The sequence below is a fragment of the Pseudomonas sp. Z3-8 genome (assembly GCF_051131975.1).
In the GTDB taxonomy this organism is placed as follows: Bacteria; Pseudomonadota; Gammaproteobacteria; order Pseudomonadales; family Pseudomonadaceae; genus Aquipseudomonas.
Genome location: NZ_CP071643.1, coordinates 5,118,996 through 5,140,641, shown reverse-complemented (window position 1 = coordinate 5,140,641; position 21,646 = coordinate 5,118,996). Strand labels below are relative to the sequence as shown.

The following is a 21,646-nucleotide window of genomic DNA, read 5'->3' as shown; positions in this document are numbered from 1 at the left end:
GGTGGAGGTTGCCGGGCGTTTTCTTATCTACTTCACCTGGGTGGTGGCGAAGTTGTTAGTGGTGAGCGGGCTAATCACATAACCCTCTACGTTCTTGCGCATTGCCGTGAACATGCGGGTGTGGGCCATGCTGATCCATGGCTGGTCCTGGTTGAAAATCACCTGGGCCTGCTCATAGAGCCTCGCGCGCTCCTCGGGGTTCACTGTGGCGCGTGCCTGGTCGAGCAGCGCCTGGAATTTCTCGTTGCACCAGCGCGCGTAGTTTTCGCCGTTCTTGGCGGCTTCGCAACTGAGCATAGGCGTCAGGAAATTATCCGGGTCGCCGTTATCGCCCGCCCATCCGGCGGAAACCATGTCGTGCTCGCCGTTTTTTCGCGCGTTTGAGCATTTCGCCCCATTCCATCACGCGGATATCGACCTTGATCCCGACTTTCGCCAGGTCGGCCTGCATCATTTGCGCGCCGAGCATCGGGTTGGGGTTGGTCGGACCGCCGCCGTTGCGGGTGAACAGGGTAAACACGGTGCCTTCCGGCACGCCGGCTTCCTTGAGCAACTGGCGCGCCTTGTCGAGGTCGCGGGTCGGGTTCTTCAGGTCGTGGTTGTAACCCAGCAGCGTCGGCGGGTAAGGGTTGACCGCGGCGGTGGCGTTGCCCTTGCCGAACAGCGCGTTGACGTAGGCTTCCTTGTCGAAGGCCAGGTCGATGGCTTTGCGCACCCGCACGTCGCTCATGTATTTGTGGCTGGTGTTCAGGGCGGTGTAGGAAACGGTCATCGCATCCAGCTCGGTGACCTTCAGGTTCGGGTCTTTCTTGATGCTGGGGATATCGTCCGGTTTCGGGTACAGCGCGATCTGGCACTCATTGGTCTTGAGTTTTTGCATGCGCACATTGTTATCGGTGGCGATCGCCAGCACCAGCGCATCGGCCGGCGGCTTGCCCCGGAAGTAGTCCGGGTTGGCCTTGAAGCGGACCTGGGCGTCTTTGTTGTAGCGCTGGAAGATGAACGGCCCGGTGCCGATCGGCTTGCTGTTCAGCTCCCCGGCCTTGCCTGCCTTGAGCAATTGGTCGGCGTATTCGGCCGGGTAGATCGAGGAGAACGCCATGGCGATGTCGGCCAGGAACGGTGCTTCGCGGCGGGTCAGGGTGAACTTGACCGTGTGCTCGTCGACCTTTTCGACGTTCTTGAGCAGTTCCTTGAAACCCATGCTTTCAAAGTACGGGAAACCCACGCTCGACAGTTTGTGCCACGGGTGATTCGGGTCCAGCTGGCGCTGGAAACTCCAGACCACGTCGTCGGCGTTCATGTCGCGGGTCGGCTTGAAGTAATCGGTGGTGTGGAACTTGACGCCTTTGCGCAGGTGGAAGGTATACGTCAGGCCGTCGTCGCTGATGTCCCAGGACTCGGCCAGGGCAGGAATCACTTCGGTGGTGCCGGGCTTGAAGTCGGCCAGGCGGTTGAAGATCGTTTCGGCCACGGCGTCGGCGGTGACTGCAGTCGTGTACTGGACCATGTCGAAGCCTTCCGGACTGGCTTCTGTGCAAACCACCAGGGGTTTGGCCGTGGCGCCAACGGCAACACTCAGCAGTGCGGCGGCAATGGCGGCGCGTAGGGGGTTCATGTTCATCGTCAATCCTCTGCAATCGGTTGAACGGCAAAAAACCGAACGGTCAACCTTGTGGGTCGACCGTCGGTGGAAAGGTTAGAGAATGTTGAACGGGATGGTGGTGACCAGGCGGAATTCGTTGATGCTGCCGTCAGATTGGTTTTCGCTGGCGCGGTGTGCGGTGTAGGTCGCACGGATCGCGGTTGCTTTCAGAGGGCCACTCTGTACGGCATAGGATGCGCCGATGCCGTATTCGTAATGGTGTTCGCCGTCCTGAGTCTGGATACCATCGTAGCCTTTGCCAACCACGCCGTTGTTTCCGCTGTAGTGGGTACCGTCGATGCCCCAGCCACGTGCCTGGTAAATATTGAATTTCAGGCCTGGAACGCCATATTCAGCCATGTTCAGGCCATAGGCGACCTGGAAGGATTTTTCGTTCGGGCCGTTGAAGTCCGACAACAGGGAGTTGGCCAGGTAGATGCCGTTGGTTTCGTTCAGGTAGTCGAAATACTCGTTACCGTTCACTTGCTGGTAGGAAAGAGTAAGCGTGTGCGCCTGATGCGTCAGGCCGAACGACAACGAATAGGTGTCATTGTCGATGTCGCCGATCAGCGCTTTGCCTTCTTCCTGGGTTTTGTAATAGTTCAGCCCGGTAGTCAGGCTCAGCACGGAGCTGTCGCCAAGTACATGGCTGGCGCCGAAATAATATTGGTTCCAAAGATCTTCGGCCTTGGTGGCCCAGAGACTGGTGGTCAGGCTGGCGAGCGGCGTGTAGGTGATACCGGCTGTGTGGATGTGGTCGGATTCTTGACGACCGTTGGCGTACTCGGCGCGGAATTTGCGCAGACTTTGTTCCGAACGCGGGGACACGCGATCGAACGTTGCTGCGTCGAAAGTCAGGTTTTCCAGCTCCGCGACATTCAAGCTCACCCCTTGAAAGCTCGAAGGCAAGGCACGGTTACCGATCGTGTCGACTTGTGGGCTGCTGTAGCTTTGGCGACCGGCTGTCAGGGTGCTGTTGGAGAAGCGCGCCTTGACGTTAGCCAAGCCCAGTTTGCTCCACTGGCCCACTGCGTCACCGCCTTTTTCGGTCAGGGTACGGTTATTGCCTGAAGCAACGCCCGTTTTTGGCGCTCCGCCATTGCCCGCCGCCATGTTCTCGCGATCGCGTTCCAGCGCAATGGCGTTATAGGCAGCGATTTCAGTGCTGAACCCGACGGTCCCTTCGGTAAAGCCCGAGGTGTAATTGACGATGGTGCCCTGAACCCAGTTGATACGACGGTCGGTTTCGGCCAGAGCGCCATTTTTGTTGTAGACGAACTTCCCGCCACGCTTGAGCTGCTCGTTCGCATACCAGTTACGCGTGGACCCTGTCACCGATTGCCCTTCCAAGAAGCCGGTAGCTTCGCTTTGGGCTTTTTTTTCTTTGATGGAGACAGGGCTGACAGCCTGGCTTTGAGGATCTGCGTAAGCCGTGGCCGTAACGCTGCTGATGGCCAGGGCCAGTATCGCGGTGCTGCTCAGTTTCATGGGTAACGCTCCTTTTTCTTTCTTTTTTATGCCGTTCTTTTTCGGTGATACGGCTATTGGTTTACAACTCATTTGCAGCTTGCAAACGTTTGCCAGGCGCTTGATCGGCGAATTAAGGCAAAACGCTGGCGGAGGGCTTCCAAAGGAAGCCCTCGCTGCATGGCTAAACGGTTATGGGTTCAGGCTGACGCCCGAGAAGACGTTGCGACCGAAGGGGCTGACCTTGAACCCTTCGACTTTGGCACTCAGCGGCTGATTGACCGTCGAGTGGGCGATAGGCGTGATCGGCACTTGCTGCTTGAGCAACTGCTGGGCCTGTTTATAAAGCACGGTGCGCTGCTCGCGGTCGGTGACGATCTTGGCCTGCTTGATCAGCTTGTCGTAGTCCTGGTCACACCATTGGGAGTAGTTGTTGCCGCCAATGGCGTCGCAGCTGTACAGCGTACCCATCCAGTTGTCCGGGTCCCCATTGTCGCCGGTCCAGCCGATCAGGTTGATGTCGTGCTCGCCGTTCTTGGTGCGCTTGATGTACTCGCCCCATTCGTAGGTGACGATCTTCACCTTCAAACCGATCTTCGCCCAGTCGGACTGGAGCATCTCGGCCATCAGCTTGGCGTTGGGGTTGTACGGGCGTTGCACGGGCATGGCCCAGAGGGTGATTTCGGTGCCTTCCTTGACCCCGGCGGCCTTGAGCAGCTCCTTGGCTTTTTCCGGGTCGTAGGGGGCGTCCTTGATGGTGTCGTCGTAGGACCATTGGGTTGGCGGCATCGAGTTTTGCGCCAGTTGTCCCGCGCCCTGGTACACGGCGTTGAGAATGCCCTGCTTGTTCACTGCCATGTCCAGCGCCCGGCGTACTTCGACCTGGTCGAAGGGTTTGTGGCGAACGTTATAGGCGATATAGCCAAGGTTGAAACCGGGCTTCTCGATCAGTTGCAGCTTGGGATCGTTCTTCAGCGCCGGCACATCGGCCGGGCGTGGATGCAGGGTAATCTGGCATTCGTTGGCCTTGAGCTTCTGCACCCGCACCGACGCATCGGTGTTGATCGAGAAGATCAGGTTGTCCAGCTTGACCCGCTCAGGCGCCCAGTACTGCTTGTTGGCGACGTAGCGGATGTTGGAGTCTTTCTGGTAACTCTTGAACTCGAAAGCCCCGGTGCCGATCGGCTTCTGGTTGATGTCGCTCGGCTTGCCGCTAGTGAGCAGCTTGTCGGCGTACTCGGCCGAAAGGATCGAGGCGAAGCTCATGGCGATGTTCTGGATGAATGCCGCGTCCACGCTGTTGAGCGTCATGACCACCGTCAGCGGTCCTGTCGCTTCGACCTTGGCGATGTTTTTGTTCAGGCTCATGCCGTTGAAGTACGGGAACTCGGTGGGGTAGGCCTTGCGAAACGGATGCTGCGGATCAAGCATGCGGTTGAAGGTGAACAGCACATCGTCGGCGTTGAAATCCCGGGTCGGCGTGAAGTAGTCGGTGGTGTGGAATTTCACCCCTTCGCGCAGGTGGAAGGTGTATTTCAGGCCGTCTTCGGAAATGTCCCAGCTCGTCGCCAGGCCCGGCACGACATTGGTCGCGCCTTTTTCAAACTCGGCCAGACGGTTGTACAGCGGTTCGGCAGCATCGTTGTCGGTCGCGGTGGTGTATTGCGCGGTGTCGAAACCGGCGGGGCTGCCTTCGGAACAGAACACCAGGCTGCCGCCGGCGGCCTGGGCCGCGGATGTAGCGGCCAGCAGGCCGGTGCCCAGCAATGCGGATAAAACCAAGGTATGGCGCATGACGCTCCCTCTCTCGTTCGGGGTGTTTGACAGTGAACCGGTGTCCTTCCAGGAACGGGGCCGGGGCACTGGGCTCATTCCAATGCGTGAACAGCGCTGCCGCAGGATTGGCAAAACCTCCAGCCCCGACGGTATGAGTCGTGGGCCAGGCGGTATATGCGTAATGCCTGAAAGACTTGTGAAAAGGCGACACGTCCTAAACCAGCTGCTGTGGTACGCAGTGCTTTTGGATGTAGGCAATTTCCTAGGTCTTGGTCTCGGCAGATAAAGCTACGGTGCGTCGTGGGAGCGAGCCCTGCTCGCGATGGCGTTGATGTAGATCGCCATCGCGCTCAAAAAGGGGCTGCTAAGCAGCCCAGCGGGAGCAAGCTCCCTCGCCACAGGTCACTTATTTGCTGACGCTGACGCCGTAGAAGGAGTTCAAGCCAAAGGGGCTGATCTTGAAGTCCTGCACGTTGGCGCGCATGGGTTGATACACCGTCGAGTGAGCGATAGGTGTCATCGGCACGGCGTCCTTGAGGACGTGTTGCGCCTGTTTGTAGAGGTCGGTGCGCTTGGCCTGGTCGGTGGTGCGCTTGGCTTCCTTGACGAGGCCGTCGAACTTCTTGTCGCACCATTTGGAGAAGTTGTTGCCTTGCAGCGAGTCGCAGCCAAACAACACGTTGAGCCAGTTGTCCGGGTCACCGTTATCACCGCTCCAGCCGATGATCATGGCCTGGTTCTCGCCGCCCTTGGAGCGCTTGATGTACTCGCCCCACTCATAGCTGGTGATCTTGACCTTCAGGCCGATCTTGGACCAGTCGTTCTGCAGCATTTCCGCCATCAGTTTGGCGTTCGGGTTGTACGGACGCTGAACCGGCATGGCCCACAGAACGATCTCTGTGCCTTCCTTGACGCCGGCTTCCTTGAGCAGAGCCTTGGCTTTTTCAGGGTCGTATTTGGCATCTTTGATGGTGGTGTCGTAGGACCACTGGGTCGGAGGCATGGCGTTGACCGCCAGTTGTCCCGCACCTTGGTACACCGAGTCGATGATCTGTTGCTTGTTTACAGCCATGTCCAAGGCTTGACGAACGCGCAGGTCAGCCAACGGGTTGGGCTTGTCGTCGCCTTTGACTTTTTCCATCACGTTGTAAGCTACATAACCCAGGTTGAAACCCGCCTGGTCAGGCATCTTCAGCGCTTTGTCGTCCTTGAGGGCCTTGAGGTCGGCCGGGCGTGGGAAGAGGGTGATCTGGCACTCGTTCTTCTTCAGCTTCTGGATACGCACCGACGGGTCGGTGGTGATGGCGAAGATCAGGTTGTCGATCTTCACGTCTTCAGGCTTCCAGTAGTCCTTGTTGCCGGTGTAACGGATGTTGGAGTCTTTCTGGTAGCTCTTGAACACGAACGGGCCGGTGCCGATCGGCTTCTGGTTGATGTCGGCAGGCTTGCCGTCCTTGAGCAGTTGGCCGGCGTATTCGGCGGACTGGATCGAGGCGAAGCTCATGGCCAGGTTCTGGATGAACGCGGCGTCGACATCCTTGAGGGTGAACTTGACGGTGTGGTCGTCGACTTTATCGACCTTGGTGATGTTGGTGTCCATCCCCATATCGGTGAAGTACGGGAATTCGGTCGGGTACGCCTTACGGAACGGATCGTCCTTGTTGATCATGCGGTTGAACGTGAACAGCACGTCATCGGCATTAAATTCACGGGTCGGCTTGAAATACGGGGTGGTATGGAACTTGACGCCTTCACGCAGGTGGAACGTGTAGGTCAGGCCGTCTTCGGAAATGTCCCACTTGGTGGCCAGGCCAGGAATCACGGCGGTACCGCCGCGCTCAAACTGGGTCAGGCGGTTGAACATGGTTTCTGCAGAGGCATCGAAGTCGGTTCCGGTGGTGTACTGACCAGGGTCAAAACCGGCCGGGCTGCCTTCGGAGCAGAACACCAGGTTAGTCGCGGCGGAAGCGAAAGGAGCGCTGGCTAACAAGCCTGCGCCGACTAAAAACGGAATGACCGCGTGTTTAAGCATGTTGGCCTCATGATTTGTTGTCATTTTTGGATTTGAGGGCGACCTCGTGAGTCGTCCTGCGGATACTTATGCAGGCCCCATACCCAATGCAAGATCCAGAGCGGTTTCAAGTCTGAAACAGTGGCACGTACGTACCTTAATGTCGCATCTTTATAACTTTTGACGCATTTGAACGTTTGCGCAGGTTTTTTTGGGGCAAGCGGCGCTCCGTGCCGGTGCGTTGTGAGGTTGCAACGCACCGGCCTGGGGCGGGTTTTACTTGTTCAAACCCACGCCGTAGAAGGGTGTAAGCCCGAACGGGCTGAGCTTGAAATCCACCACTTCCTTGCGTATCGGCTGGAACACCGTCGAGTTGGCGATGGGCGTGATGGGCACCTGCTGCTTGAGGATTTTCTGCGCCTGGCGGTACAGGTCGATGCGTTGCTGGCGGTCGGTCGAGACCTTGGCCTGCTGGATCAGCCGGTCGTAGGCCGGGTCGCACCACTTGGCGTAGTTGCTGCCCTTGACCGCCGCGCAGCTGTAGAGCACGCCGAGCCAGTTGTCTGGATCGCCGTTGTCGCCGGTCCAGCCGTAGATCATCGCGTCGTGTTCGCCATTCTTGGCGCGCTTGATGTACTCGCCCCATTCGTAGCTGACAATGTTGGCCTTGATGCCAACTTTGGCCCAGTCCTGCTGGATCATTTGCGCAGACATTCGCGCATTGGGGTTGGAGGCGCGCTGCACCGTCATTGCCCATAAATCGATGGTTGTACCGGGCGCAACCCCGACTTCCTTGAGGAGTGCCTTGGCCTTGGTTACGTCATGGGGCGCATCCTGGATCGCCGGGTCGAACGACCATTGAGCCGGGGGCAAGGCGTTCTGGGCCAACTGCCCGGCGCCCTGATACACGGCCTTGATGATCGCCGGCTTGTCGATGGCCATGTCCAGTGCCTGACGGACCTTGAGCTGGTCCAGCGGCGGATGCGTCACGTTATAGGCGAGGAAACCCAGGTTGAAACCGGGCTGCCTGAGCACGCGCAGGTTCGGGTCCTGCTCCATCACTTCGATGTCGGCCGGGCGCGGATAACCGCTGACCTGGCATTCGCCGCGCTTGAGCTTTTGCAGGCGCACGGCGGCGTCCGGCGTGATGGAAAAAATCAGGTTGTCGAGCTTCACGTCCTCGGGTTTCCAGTACGCCGTATTGGCGGCGTAGCGAATCTGCGAATCCTTCTGATAGCGCTTGAACACAAACGGCCCGGTGCCGACGGGCTTCTGGTTGAGGTCGCCGGCCTTGCCTTCCTTTAATAGCTGCGCTGCGTACTCGGCGGACTGCACCGAGGCAAAACTCATCGCCAGGTTTTGCACGAATGCCGCGTCGACGTTGTTCAGGCTGAAGCGCACGGTGTGCTCGTCGATCTTTTCGACGCTTTTGATCGTGGTGTTCAGGCCCATGTCGGTGAAATACGGCGACTCGGTGGGGTAGGCCTGGCGGAACGGGTGTTGCGGATCGAGCAGGCGCTGGAACGTGAACAGCACGTCATCGGCGTTGAAGTCGCGGCTCGGGGTGAAATAGTCGGTGGTATGAAACTTCGCACCCTCGCGCAGGTGGAAGGTGTAGGCCAGGCCATCGGCGGATACGTCCCAGCTTGACGCCAATCCGGGCTCGACTTCGGTGCCGCCGCGCTTGAACTGGGTGAGGCGGTTGAAGACGGTTTCGGCCGAAGCATCGAAGTCGGTGCCGCTGGTGTATTGGCTGGGATCGAAGCCGGCGGGGCTGGCTTCGGAGCAGTAGACCAGGGTGGTCGCGGCCTGGGCCAGCGGGGCGCCGCTCAGCAGGGCAAGCGTAAGCAAGAGGGGTTTGAAGGTGGTTCTGTCCATGAAATCCCTTAGGTCTTGATGAGGGTTTTTCTGAAGGGTAGCGGGTGGGGCGGGCGCGTAGGAAATATCTAAAAGTGAGGACGACCCGTGGGTTTGGGCATACCGCGCTTTTCATCAATATTTAATTGACGCCGGAATAATGGCTATCTAGTATCGCGCCACTATTTTGATATTGCTTTTTCGGGGCGGGGACGATGCGCGTCTTCCCGCCTCGGGACGAAGTCATGTTCGGCTCTGCCGCGACCGACTTCGGCATGGATGACCTTTAATTGCTCTGCAACGAGACCTGATCATGGACGACCGCCAACACGCCTTCCTGGCCCGCCAACCTTCTGCTGCCCTGAAAAACCGCGAGCGGTTTCTCGGCATGCCCAAGCGCGGCCTGGCGTTCCTGTTGGCCAACGTCATGTTCTGGCAACCGATGTGGGCCCAGGCCGAAGGCATCGTGGTCAGCGCCCCGGGCACCGGCCTGGATCGGGCCGGCAATGGCGTGCCCATCGTCAACATCGCCAAGCCGAATGCCAACGGTCTGTCCCACAACCAGTTCAAGGACTACAACGTCGGCAGCAACGGCGTAATCCTCAACAACGCCACCTCGCGCACCCAGACCACGCAACTGGGCGGGATCATCCTCGGCAACCCGAACCTCCAGGGCGCGGCTGCCACGACGATCCTCAACGAAGTCAACGGCGGCAGCCCCAGCCAGTTGCGCGGCTACACCGAAGTGGCCGGGCAGTCGGCCCATGTCATCGTTGCCAACCCGTATGGCATCAGTTGCAACGGCTGCGGCTTTATCAACAGCCCGAAAGTGACCCTGAGCACCGGCAAACCAATCGTCGAAAACGGTCGGCTGGATCGTTATCAAGTGGACCAGGGCAGCGTCGCCATCGAAGGCGCGGGCCTCAACGCCAGCAATGTCGATCACTTCGAAATCATCACCCGCAGCGCCAAGATCAACGCCGAGATCCAGGCGAAGAACCTGACGATTGTCGCCGGGCGCAACGACGTCAACGCCGACACCCTCAACGCCACCGCCCGCGCCGATGACGGCAGTGTGAAGCCGGAACTGGCGATCGACTCCTCGGCGCTGGGCGGGATGTATGCCGGCGCGATCAAGCTGGTCGGCACCGAGGCCGGCGTCGGGGTGAAGCTGGACGGCAAGTTGATTGCCAGCGGCGGTGATATCCAGCTTGATGCCAATGGACATTTGAGCATGGTCGATACCTCGGCCAGCGGGGCGGTCAACGTCAAGGCTGCGAGTCTTGACGCGAAGGGCCCGGTTTACGCCGGCACGACGTTGAATGCGCAGACCCAGGGCGACCTGAGCAACCGGCAAACCCTCGCCGCGCGGGACAGCATCACGTTGAATGCCGGTGGGCAGCTAACCAACAACGGCATTATCGAAGCTGGAGTTAACGCGGATAACACGCGCAATGCTTCGGGAGATGTGAGCCTTACAGCGCAGAACCTGAACAACAACGGCAAGAGCATCGTCGCCAGCCGTAACCTCACCGCCAACGTTGCGCAAACCCTGAACAACCAGGGCGGCACCCTGAGCGCCGGGCAAACCGCCACGGTAAAAGCCGGGACGCTGGACAACCAGAACAAGGGGCGCGTGCTGAGCAGCGGCGCGCTGGGCGTTACTGCCGACAAACTCCTCAACACCCAAGGCACCGTCAGCAGCAACGGCAACCTGACGGCCAATGTCGGGCAGTTGAATAACCACGACGGCGAAGTCTCCAGCGCCGCCGCCACTCAAGTCATCGGCACTGCGCTGGACAACAGCGATGGCCTGCTCACCGGCGACGTGGCGCTGAACATCGGGTTGATCGGTGCCCTGAACAACCAGAACGGCGTGTTGGGTTCCGGCAAGCACCTAAGCGTTACCGCCACCAGCCTGGACAACACCCTCGACGGTAGCCTGGTCAGCGATGGCAGTCTGAGCGTGCGCATCAGCGGCCTGCTCGACAACCGACAAGGCAGCCTCGGCGCCAAGGGCATGACCGATGTCCAGGCAGACAGCCTGGACAATCGCGCCGGCAAGGTCCAATCCGTGAAGGACCTGGAACTGACGGTCGCCAAGCTCGATAACCGCGGGCAAGGCTTGCTCAGCAGCCAGGCGGGGCTGCGTGTCGATGGCTCGCAATTGGATAATCGCGCCGGCCTGCTCAGTGCCGTCGGCCCTGTGCATTTGCAGGTGACTGACGTCGACAACAGCGGCGGACGAATCTCCAGCAAAACCGACCTCACCGCCGACGTCTCGCACCTGAACAACCAGGGCGGCGAACTGGTCGCCCAAGGTGTGCTCACCGTTAGCGGCCAGGACCTGGATAACCGCGGCGGATTGGTTGGCGCGACCAACGCACTGAAACTCGACATCGACACGCTGGACAATCGAAACGGCGAAATCTCCAGTACCGCCGATATCAACATCACCGGCCAGCGCCTGGACAACAGCGACAACGGTAAGGTCCTCGCCGGCACTGATCTGGGCCTGAAAGTCGCGGCCATCATCAACCAGACCAAAGGCCTGCTGTTCAGTACGGGCGTCACCACTGTCGAGGGCAAAAGCCTGGACAACAGCGGCGCCAATCTGGTTGCCCGCCAGGGTTTGGATATTCGCCTGGACAATGCGTTGATCAACGTCGGCGGCGCCATCACCACCGAAGCCGGCCTGACCGTCAACAGCCAAAGCCTGGATAACCACGTCGACGGCCTGCTCAGCGCCAAAGGCGCCACCCACGTGACCACTGGCACGTTCGACAACACCGCCGGCGGTTATCTGGTCAGTGGCGACACCCTTGATCTCACCGCCAACCAAGTCAACAACGGCGCCGCCAGTCGCATCGCCAGCGACAAGGCGCTGACCGCCAGCGTCACCGGCCTGGATCAGCAGGGCGGCGAACTGTTCAGCAAAACAGCCTTGACCCTGGACCTCAACAATGGCCAGTTGAACAACCTCAAGGGCGTGATCAACGCGCCGCTCCTGGTGCTGAAAAACCTCAAGGACGTGGACAACCGTGGCGGCGAGATTTCCAGTGCCCAGGCGTTCACCCTGGCGGCACGCAACCTGGACAACCGTGACGGTAAGCTGATCAGCAACCAGGCGCTGACCCTGCGTATCGACCAAGCGTTTAACAACATCAAGGGGCTGCTTTCCGCGCAATCCATCGACACCCAAAGCGCCAGCCTGGACAACACCGATGGCCTGATCAGCAGTCGTGGCGCCCTGGTCATGACCGTGGACGGTCAACTGACCAATCGGGACGCCGCGATCATTGCCGACCGTGACCTGCACATCGAGGCCACCCACCTCGACAACGGCGCCGGCCAGATCGCCGGCAAAACCAATGTCACGGCCACTATCGACAGTGTGAACAACCAGGGCGGCCAGATAATCGCCCTCGGCGGATTGACGCTGACCGGCGCCTCGCTGGACAACCGCGCCGCAGGGCTGGTCGGAGCGACCGACACGCTGACGTTGAACGTCGGTTCGATCGACAACCGTGGCGGCGAACTGTCCGGCCACGCCGACGTTGCTTTGACAGGCGACGCGCTGAACAACAGCAACGGCGGCCAAGTCATCGCCAACGGCGCGTTGGCCCTGAAGGTGAAGGAAGTGCTCAACCGCACCAAGGGCCTGCTGTCCGGCAAGACCGGTCTGACCTTGAGCGGCGAGACGCTGGATAACAGCGGCGGCGCGCTACTGACCCAAAAGAACCTCACCGCGCACCTCGACGGCGACCTGAACAACGCCAAGGGCACGTTGAGCGCCGAAGGCGAGCTTGAAGTCACCGCCGCCAGCCTCACCAACACCCTGGGCAGCGTTTCCAGTGCCGGAGCGTTGGCACTCACCCTCGACAACGCCGTGCTGAACCAGGGCGGCGAAATCGTCACCGATGCCGGCCTCACCCTCAAAAGCTTGAGCCTGGACAACCGCAGCCAAGGCAGCATCAGCGCCAAGCAGGCGGTGCTCGTCGAGACCGGGGCGTTTGACAACAGCCAGGCCGGACGCCTGAGCAGCGGCGCCAACCTTGACCTGACCACGAAGCAGTTGACCAACCAGGACGGCGGCCGCATCGCCAGCAGCGGTGCGATGACCGCCAGCGTCACGGGCCTCGACCAGCAGGGCGGGCAGCTTTTCAGCAACACGTCGCTGAGCCTTGATCTGAACCAAGGGCAACTGAACAACCAGAGTGGCTTGATCAACGCCCCCTTGCTGATGCTGAAAAACCTCAAGGGCGTCAACAACGCCGGCGGCGAAATCTCCAGCGCCCAGGCGTTCACCCTGGCCGCGCAAAAGCTCAACAACGACAATGGCAAGTTGCTGAGCAACCAGGCCCTGACCCTGCGCATCGATAACGCGCTGACCAACCTCAAGGGCCTGATCGCCGCCGCCGCGCTGGACGTCGAGGCCGCGAGCCTGGACAACAGCGCCGGCACCCTGACCAGTCGCGCCAACCTCGACCTGAAACTGGCCGGCCCGCTGATCAACCAGAATCAAGGCCTGATCAACGCCGCCGACGCCTTGACCGTCAGCACCGGCAACTTGAACAACCACCAGGGTTCGTTGCTGGGCAGCGCCATTGCCATCGACTTCGGTGCCGCCACCGGTGACCTGAACAACAACGCCGGCCTGATCACCACCGCCGGTATACTGAGCCTCAAGCACCTGCGGGACCTGGACAACCAGGGCGGCGAAATCTCCAGCAGCCAGCCCCTCGACCTGACGGCTCGCGATTTCAACAACAGCGCCGGCAAACTCATCAGCAACGGTTTACTGACCGTAAAGGCCCGCGACGTCATCAGTCAGGGCGGCCTGATGTCCGGTTTCAAAGGCATCGACCTGAGCGCCGCGAGCCTGGACAACCGCAACGCCGGCACGCTGTCGAGCCGCGACGAAGACGTCAGCGTGACCCTGAGCGGCGCGCTGCTCAACGGTGCTGACGGTGCGTTGGCCGGCAAGAAAAAACTCACCGTCACCGCGGCCAGCGTCGACAACCGCGGCGGGATTCTGTCCAGCGGCGCCGACCAGACCTTGACCGTCACCGGCGGTTTGCTGAACAACGCCCAAGGCGGCTTGGTCGACAGCGGCGCGACCCTGGTCATCAACGCCATGACCCTGGGCAACGCCGGCGGCACCGTCAACGCGCAAAACGCACTGACCTTCACCGGCACCACCCTGGACAACACCGGCGGCAAGCTGATCGGCAACTCTGCCGTGACCCTGGACCTGCTCGGCGCCCTGACCAACACCAACGGCAAACTCGCCAGCGCCGGCCCGCTGCGGGTCGAGCGCGCCACGCAGCTCGACAACCAGGGCGGCCAGATCGCCAGCCAAAGCTTGCTGACCTTGCTCATTGGTGGCCTGGACAACCGCAATCGCGGCACCGTCGCGGCCAATGACGCACTCGTCCTGACCGCCTCCGGCGCGGTGCAGAACGGTGGCGATGGCCTGATCTACAGCCAGAACGGCGCCGTGCGAATCGACGCCAATAGCCTCGCCAACGGCAAGGGCACCGTGCAGAGCCAGGGCAACCTGACCCTGGTCGTCGACCAAGACATCGACAACCAGAGCGGCCGCATCCAGGCCAAGGCCGGTGACCTGACCGTTGAAGCGCGCAACCTCGACAACCGCGGCGGCGTGCTCGCCAGCCTGCAAGGACTGCTGAAGACCGACCTGACCGGCGTGTTGAAAAACGGCTACGACCTGAACAACAACCGCCAGGGCGGCATCACCCAGGCGCAGCGCTTGAACCTGATCGCATTGGGCGGCCTGGACAACTACGGCGGACGCATCTCGGCGCAAACCGGCGATGCCGTCATCACCACCGGCAACCTCGACAACCGCAACGGCGGCCTCTACGCCAAAGGCAAAGTGAACGTTACCGCCAACAATTTCGACAACAGCGGCGACAACGACGGCCAGATCGCCGGCAGCCAGATCGACCTGAACCTGACCGGCGCCTTGAACAACCGCCTGGGTATCATCGAAAGCGACAGCACGCTGATGATCAAGGCCGCGAGCCTGGATAACCAGACGGGGCAGATCCGTGCCTTGGGTACGGGGGGCAAGACCAATTTCCAGATCGGCGGGTTGTTCGATAACCGCAGTGGTGTGTTGGAAAGTGCCAACACTGACCTGACCCTTGGCGCCTCCAGTTTCCTCAATACCGGCGGCAGCTTGCTGCACGTTGGCACCGGCACGTTCGATATCTCCACCGCCAATGTCACCGGAGCCGGCGGTACGGTCGTGACGCGTGGCGGCCTGACTATCAGCACCGACACTTGGACCAACAGCGGGGTCATCCAGGCCGGACGCCTGAACGTCAACGTCAACCATTTCACCCAGACTGCCGGTGGCCAGTTGCTGGCTTCCGACAGCTTCATCGGCAGCGGCGTCAATTGGTTCAACGAAGGCCTTGTTGCCAGTAATGGCAGCCTGAAAATCGACCTGGGTGGTGCCTATTGGGGGGCCGGTCGTCTCAATAGCCTGGGGACGCTTGGCCTCAGCGCGGCCCAGGTGAGCCTCAACAGCGTCAGCTCCAGCATAACGGGCGGCGGCGATACCACCATTGGCGTTAATGGTCAGCTCGATAATGCCGGTCGCTTGACCTCGGCGGCGCGCCTGACGATTGGCGCCACGGGGATCAACAACTTTGGGACGTTGGGTGGTGGTCAAGCTTTGACCGTCACGACCGGCGCGCTGGCCAACCACCAAGGGCTGATTTTCAGCGGCGGCGACATGGGCCTGCGGGTCGATACGCTGAACAACCTCGATGCCAACATTTACAGCCTGGGAAATCTCAGTATTGACCGTAACGGCCTGGGCGCGCTGGCGAGCAGTATCGTCAACAGCTCCAGCTCGATTCAAAGCGACGGCAGCATGAGCCTGGCCGCCAGCACGATTCAGAACATCCGCACGCTGCTGACCATGGGCAGCAGTGGAATCTATACCGCCAAAATCTACGAAATCGCCTGCATCGAGGGGTACAACGCCGGTGACTGCAGCGGCAAGCAGAACCATGTATGGGAGCTGCTGCAACGCGAGAAAACCGAAGTGACCGCTGCCACCGCGGCCTCCAGCATCACGGCGGGTGGAAACCTGAGCCTGAGCGGCGGCGATCTGCTGAACCAGAGCAGCACTATCGCCAGCGGCGGCAACCTGACGGCCTCGCTGGTTAACTTGACCAACAACGGCGTCGAAACCGGCGAGACCGAAACGACGCGGGTGTTCCGTTCCGAGCGGACCCGAAATGCGGGTGGGTGGTACAACGCGGCCAGTAACTTCACCAATAAATATTGGTTTGAAAGTGCCGGTTACGATGTCAACAGCCTGAGCGGCTTGGAAGCGGGTATTGCCAACTTCATTGGCATGACCGAAATGGAGTACACGAGTTTAGGCACCACCCGGAAACTCGCCGGCGGTGACCAGAGCTACGCAGCCGTGATCCAGGCCGGTGGCGCCGTCAATATTAATGCGCAAAACAACATCGACAACAGCGTTGTGCGGCCTGGTTACAGCTACGTCGGCAGCGGTCCACGGACCAATACCGGGGCAGCCGGCAGCCCGTACTCCACGCGCATCACACTTAATCAACAACTACCGCCCAATCTGGCGCAACAACAAGTCAATCCGGTAGCCCTGCCTGGTTTCAGCCTGCCCACTGGCCAGAACGGCCTGTTCCGCCTGAGCGGGCAGCGCGGTGGTGCACCAGCCATCAGCGGCCCGCAAAGCTGGACACTGGGTAACGCAAGCCTGACTCCGGTTCAGCGCCAACAGGGCCTGCCTGCCGTCCAGGCCAGGGACCTGCAAGCAGGCAACGTCCCTCAAGCCAGCGCCAGCAACCTTGACCTGAGCATCGCAGCGCGCCAGGCAACCGCCATCGGCGACCAGGCCAGCAGTTTCGACACCAATACGGCCGGCGCCCCTGCGTCCGGCGCCGTGCCTGGCCGCACCACCGCGTTTACGGTCAACCGCGTCCAGGGCCTGCCTACGCACACCGTTCCGGCCAACCCGCATAAGTACTTGATCGAAACCAACCCGGTGCTCACCGACCTCAAGCAATTCATGAGCTCGGACTATCTGCTGGCAAACCTCGGCTACGACCCGGACCAGAGCGCCAAGCGCCTGGGTGACGGGTTGTATGAGCAGACCCTGATCCAGCAAGCCGTGGTCGCCCGCACCGGCCAGCGTTTCATCGACGGCCAGACCTCCAACGAGGACATGTTCAAGTACCTGATGAACAACGCCATCGCCAGCAAGCAGACGCTCAACCTGGCCCTGGGCGTCAGCCTCACCTCCGAGCAAGTCGCGGCGCTGACCCACGACATCGTCTGGATGGAAAACGTCGAGATCAACGGTGAACAAGTTCTGGTCCCCGTCCTGTACCTGGCTAACGCCAACAACCGCCTGGCGGCCAACGGCGCGCTGATCCAGGGCAGCGACGTCACTCTGATCGCCGGCAAGGACCTGAATAACGCCGGGACCCTGCGTGCCAGCAACAACCTGTTCGCGACCGCCACCAACGACCTGGTCAACAGCGGTCTGGTGGAAGCGGGCAATCGCCTCGACCTGCTGGCGGGCAACAACCTCGTCAACAAGGCCGGCGGCATCATTGCCGGACGCGAGGTCACGCTCACCGCCACCCGGGGCGACGTGATCAACGAGCGCACCGTCACCACCCACGAAAGCGACAGCGGTTACCGTCGCGAACGCACCGATTTCATCGACAGCGCCTCACGTATCGAAGCCGCGAATAACCTGACCATCAGCGCCGGACGTGACATCAACAACGTTGGCGGCGTGCTCAAAAGCGGAGCCGACACCACCCTCAACGCCACCCGCGACGTCAACCTTGCCTCCGCCGAGCGCATCACCAGCGGCAATCGTGGCACGCATCGCAACGAAACCATCACCCAGTACGGCTCCAGCCTCGACATAGGTCGCGACCTGACCGCCAACGCCGGCCGCGACCTCACCGCTGTAGCCAGCCAGATCGACGCCAAGCGCGACATCACCATGAGCGCCATCGGCGACCTGACCTTGGCGTCTGCGGCGGATGAGCAGCATTCATATGGCAAGAGCAAGAAGGTCACGGCTCAGGAAGACCATGTGAGCCAAGTCTCCACCAGCGTGACGGCGGGTGGGAACGTGACGCTGAGTGCCGGGAAAGATCTGGGGTTGATCGCCAGTCGGGTGAGCGCTGGGGATGAAGCGTATCTGGTCGCCGGTGCGAACCTGGTGCTGCAATCGGCTGAGGATTCAGACTACAGCTTCTATAGCAAGACCAAGAAGTCTTCTTCCGGGAAGAAGTTTCGGTTGGATGAGACCAGTAGTGTCACCAACGTTGCCAGCTCGGTTACCTCCGGAGGCAACAACGTCCTGACCGCCGGCAACGACCTGCTGATCAAAGGCAGCAACGTCATTTCCGAAAAAGGCAGCGTCGGCCTGGGGGCTGGCAACGATGTGGAAATTCTTGCCGTTACCGACTCCGAGAGCGCTCGCCACGAGCGCAGCAAAAGCAAAAGCAGTTGGGGCGGTTTGAAGTCGAGCAAGGTCCAGGACAAGTTGGCCGAAACTCAGACAACCGCCGTCGGTAGCCTGATCTCGGGCGACACCATCGCCGTCAGCGCCAAACGCGATGCCACTGTCACTGGCTCTGCGCTGGTCAGCACCAATGACCTGGCGGTACGCGCGGGCCGCGACCTGACCATCGATGCGGCAGAAAACACTTTCTCCCGCACCCAAATGCACAAGGAGAAAAATCGCGACCTGACGGGCGTGTTAACAGGCAACAATTTGGGCCTCGACGACATTACCGGCAACCAGCACCTGTCGATCAGCAACCAGAAACACAACGGCACCGCGTCGCAGACCACCCTGACCGGCAGCACCATCGGCTCCAGCAAAGGCAACGTCAGCCTCATTGCCGGTGGCGACCTCAACGTCATCGCCAGTGACTTGGTCAGCACCAAGAACATGAGCCTTCGCGGTTCGAACGTCACCATCGCCGCAGGCATGGAAACGGCGAAGCAAAGTACTGCCGATAAATCCAGCAGCCTGGCCGTGGGGCGTGTCGTCGGTGGGGCGATCATCGACACGGTCAATACCATTCGCTCGTCGGTCGAAGCCGCGAAGGATGCCGATGACCCTCGGCTCAAGGCCGTGAAGCTCGCGCAAGCGGCGCTGGCGGCTTACAACCTTGGCGGGATGGCTTCGGAGGCCAACGATCAAAAAAACGGTTTCGCCGATAAACAGGGCGGTACCGCGAGCAACGGCTCGTTGATCAAAATCGGTACCGAGCTCGCCAGTACCCACAGCAAAAGTACCAGCGATTACGCCAGCCAAACCGCCAAACAAAGCACCCTTAACGCGGGCGCCACGTTATCCATCATCGCTAAAGGCAATGCGGCGGAAAACGACGGCGATCTACACGTCATCGGCAGCAGCATCAAAGCGGCCAATACTTCTCTGCTCGCCAGCAACGACATCATCCTGGAAAGCGCACAGAACACGGCGGATTGGTCCAACCGTAACAGCAACAACAAGACCGCTATCGGCGCGAGCTTCAACATCGGCCAGCAAAACGGCTTCACCCTGGACCTTGGCGCGCAACTCGCAAAAGGCATGGGCAACGGCAGTTCTGTCACGCAGGTCAACACGACGGTCGATACCGGTTCGTTGCTGTTGCGCAGCGGTGGCGACACCACACTGGCGGGCGCTCAGGTCCGCGCTGATGAAATCAACGCGCTGATCGATGGCAACCTCAACATCATTTCCCGTCAGGACACCCAGGAACAGAAAAGCAAGCAAAGCAGCGGCGGTTTTGGTGCGAGCATCTGCATTCCACCGTTCTGCTACGGCACACCTGTAGCCGCCTCGGCCAACCTGGCCGCCGGCAACATGAACAGCGAATACAAGGCCGTCACGGACCAGACCGGCCTGTTCGCGGGAACGGGTGGCTACACCGTTGACGTGGGCAAGACCACCACGCTTGAAGGCGGGGTGATTGCCAGTGATGCCTCGGCGGATAAAAACACGCTGATCACCGACCGACTCATCGCGCGCGACATCAAGAACGTCAGTGAAATCGAGGCTCAGTCCGCAGGTATCAGCATCTCGGGCAGTTACGGTGGCGCTGGGGCGAGCGCCTCGGTGGGGGGCTTGTACGGCATTGCCCTAAGCGAATCCGACAAGAGCCATACACGTAGCGCGGTGAGTGAAGGCACGATCATCGTCCGCAATCCGGAGGGGGCACAGGACACGGTTGGCCTGAATCGCGATACGAAGAATGCCAACGAGCTTTTGGACAAGCCTGATGAAGAGGCGATGAACGAGCGTATCGAGCTGGTGAAGAGCTCGGTGGAGTTGGTGAAGGGGATTGGGGACGCGGTTGCGGCGGCCAAGATCAAGGAGGCTCAGAATCCCGAGAGCGACGCGTCAAAAGTTGCTGTCGAGAAACTCAAGGATCAAGGGATTTTCAATCCGACAGAAGAGCAGATCAGCCAGCAGGTTCAACGTGACTATGGAATGGGCAGCAGCTTCCAGAAAGCGTCCCAGGCCATCGCTGCGATTGTACAAGGCGTTCTTGGGGGAAATATCACGGGAGCGTTGAGTGGCGCGGCGGCGCCCTACATTGCCCAAGAGATCAGAGACGCTACCGAAGGTGATCCGACTGCAAACTTGATGGCTCATGCGGTGCTGGGCGCATTGGTTGCCAGGGCCAGCGGTAACTCAGCCCTTGCTGGAGCAGTAGGGGCGGTCGCGGCGGAAGAGGCGGCCCGGATCATCAAGGAGCAGTTGTACGGCGCTGTGAGCAACGACCAGCTCACGCCGGAGCAGAAGCAAACCATATCCAGCCTTGCCACGTTGGTTGCAGGTATCGGTGGAGCATCTGCCGGGACAAGTTCGCTTGACGCGGTGACTGCGGCGCTGGTTGGGAAGAACGCGGTAGAAAACAACCAACTGAGCTTCCAGGATGTAAATAATTTCGCACAAGAAATCATAAAGGCTAACAAGGAAGGGAAGTCCACCGAACCCATTTGGGAAAAATACAAGGCGTTGAGCGCCAAGCAACGTGCGGAGATGTTGGCTTCAAATTGTGGGGCGAGTTGCTCAATTTATTATCAAGCTGAAATGGATGGCGGTATCGTTGCTGCGGATGGGCTCAGTAGCCTGACGTGGTTCTTTGACCTGTCGCCCGAAGATGCGCAGCGGATACGTCAGTTTGTCACCGAGGAAAATCAGGGTGACATGGCGCTGCTCTATAACTCCTTGCCAGCCTGGGAAAAGGTTGCCCTGGTGGCGAAGGATACCGCCGAGGCGTTGGGTGCGGGTGGCTTGGCATCTAGGGGCAAGACGTCTGTTGCGGCGGTGGTTGCCAAAAATACGGGTAAAACCAACGGAACTGGCGCAAGGTTCGCCGATCAAGCCAAGCTTGACGACCATTTTGCACGTCATGGCAGTGACTTCGGCGCCAAAAGCGCTATCGAATACCAAGCGCAGGCTGACAGGTTTTTGACCACTCCGAAGGCCGCCAGCGTTCTAGAGAAAACTAGGGCAAATGGAGATGTCGTGCGATATAACCCTGGTACTGATGAGTTTGGTGTCGTTTCGAGCAGCGGAAGCATTCGCACCTACTATAAGCCTGATCCTGCGGTGCATGGTAAAGGCTCAAATTTGGATTACTTTAATGGTCAATGAAAATCACGATTATGTTTGCCCTGTTTGTGGGTACGACCGTCTTGATGAGCCGGCTTACGATAGCTTCGGCTGTGCCACGTACAATATTTGTCCGTGCTGTGGCACAGAGTTTGGATACGATGACTCGACAGTAGCGCATGCAGAGCTACGCAAAAAATGGATT

5 protein-coding genes and 1 pseudogene are annotated in these 21,646 nt (G+C 60.1%); 1 reads left to right on the top strand and 5 read right to left on the bottom strand.

What is annotated here, in order from left to right; translation table 11 throughout:
- Nucleotides 1-27 precede the first annotated feature (27 nt).
- The 5 genes and pseudogenes from J3P94_RS23515 to J3P94_RS23495 all read right to left on the bottom strand — a co-directional run bounded on the left by J3P94_RS23515 (nt 28) and on the right by J3P94_RS23495 (nt 8,777).
- Nucleotides 28-1,624, bottom strand: a pseudogene (locus J3P94_RS23515) (ABC transporter substrate-binding protein).
- Between the two features lie 75 nt (nt 1,625-1,699).
- The gene (locus J3P94_RS23510; protein WP_434569833.1) at nt 1,700-3,133 is read right to left on the bottom strand and encodes an OprD family porin; all 1,434 of its coding nucleotides are present in this window, start codon (nt 3,131-3,133) and stop codon (nt 1,700-1,702) included.
- A gap of 171 nt (nt 3,134-3,304) precedes the next feature.
- Nucleotides 3,305-4,906 (bottom strand): ABC transporter substrate-binding protein, encoded by a 1,602-nt coding sequence (locus J3P94_RS23505; RefSeq protein ID WP_434569832.1) that lies wholly within the window; start codon nt 4,904-4,906, stop codon nt 3,305-3,307.
- Between the two features lie 388 nt (nt 4,907-5,294).
- On the bottom strand, nt 5,295-6,920 hold the full coding sequence (locus J3P94_RS23500) for an ABC transporter substrate-binding protein (protein WP_434569831.1): 1,626 nt from the start codon (nt 6,918-6,920) through the stop codon (nt 5,295-5,297).
- A gap of 255 nt (nt 6,921-7,175) precedes the next feature.
- Nucleotides 7,176-8,777 carry an ABC transporter substrate-binding protein gene (locus tag J3P94_RS23495; protein WP_434569830.1) on the bottom strand — a complete coding sequence of 534 codons (1,602 nt, stop codon included), beginning with the start codon at nt 8,775-8,777 and terminating at the stop codon, nt 7,176-7,178.
- Nucleotides 8,778-9,069: 292 nt separating this feature from the next.
- Here J3P94_RS23495 and J3P94_RS23490 point away from each other — a divergent pair, with 292 nt between their 5' ends.
- Complete coding sequence (locus tag J3P94_RS23490) at nt 9,070-21,483, top strand: hemagglutinin repeat-containing protein (protein ID WP_434569829.1); 12,414 nt, start codon at nt 9,070-9,072, stop codon at nt 21,481-21,483.
- The last annotated feature ends 163 nt before the right edge of the window (nt 21,484-21,646 follow it).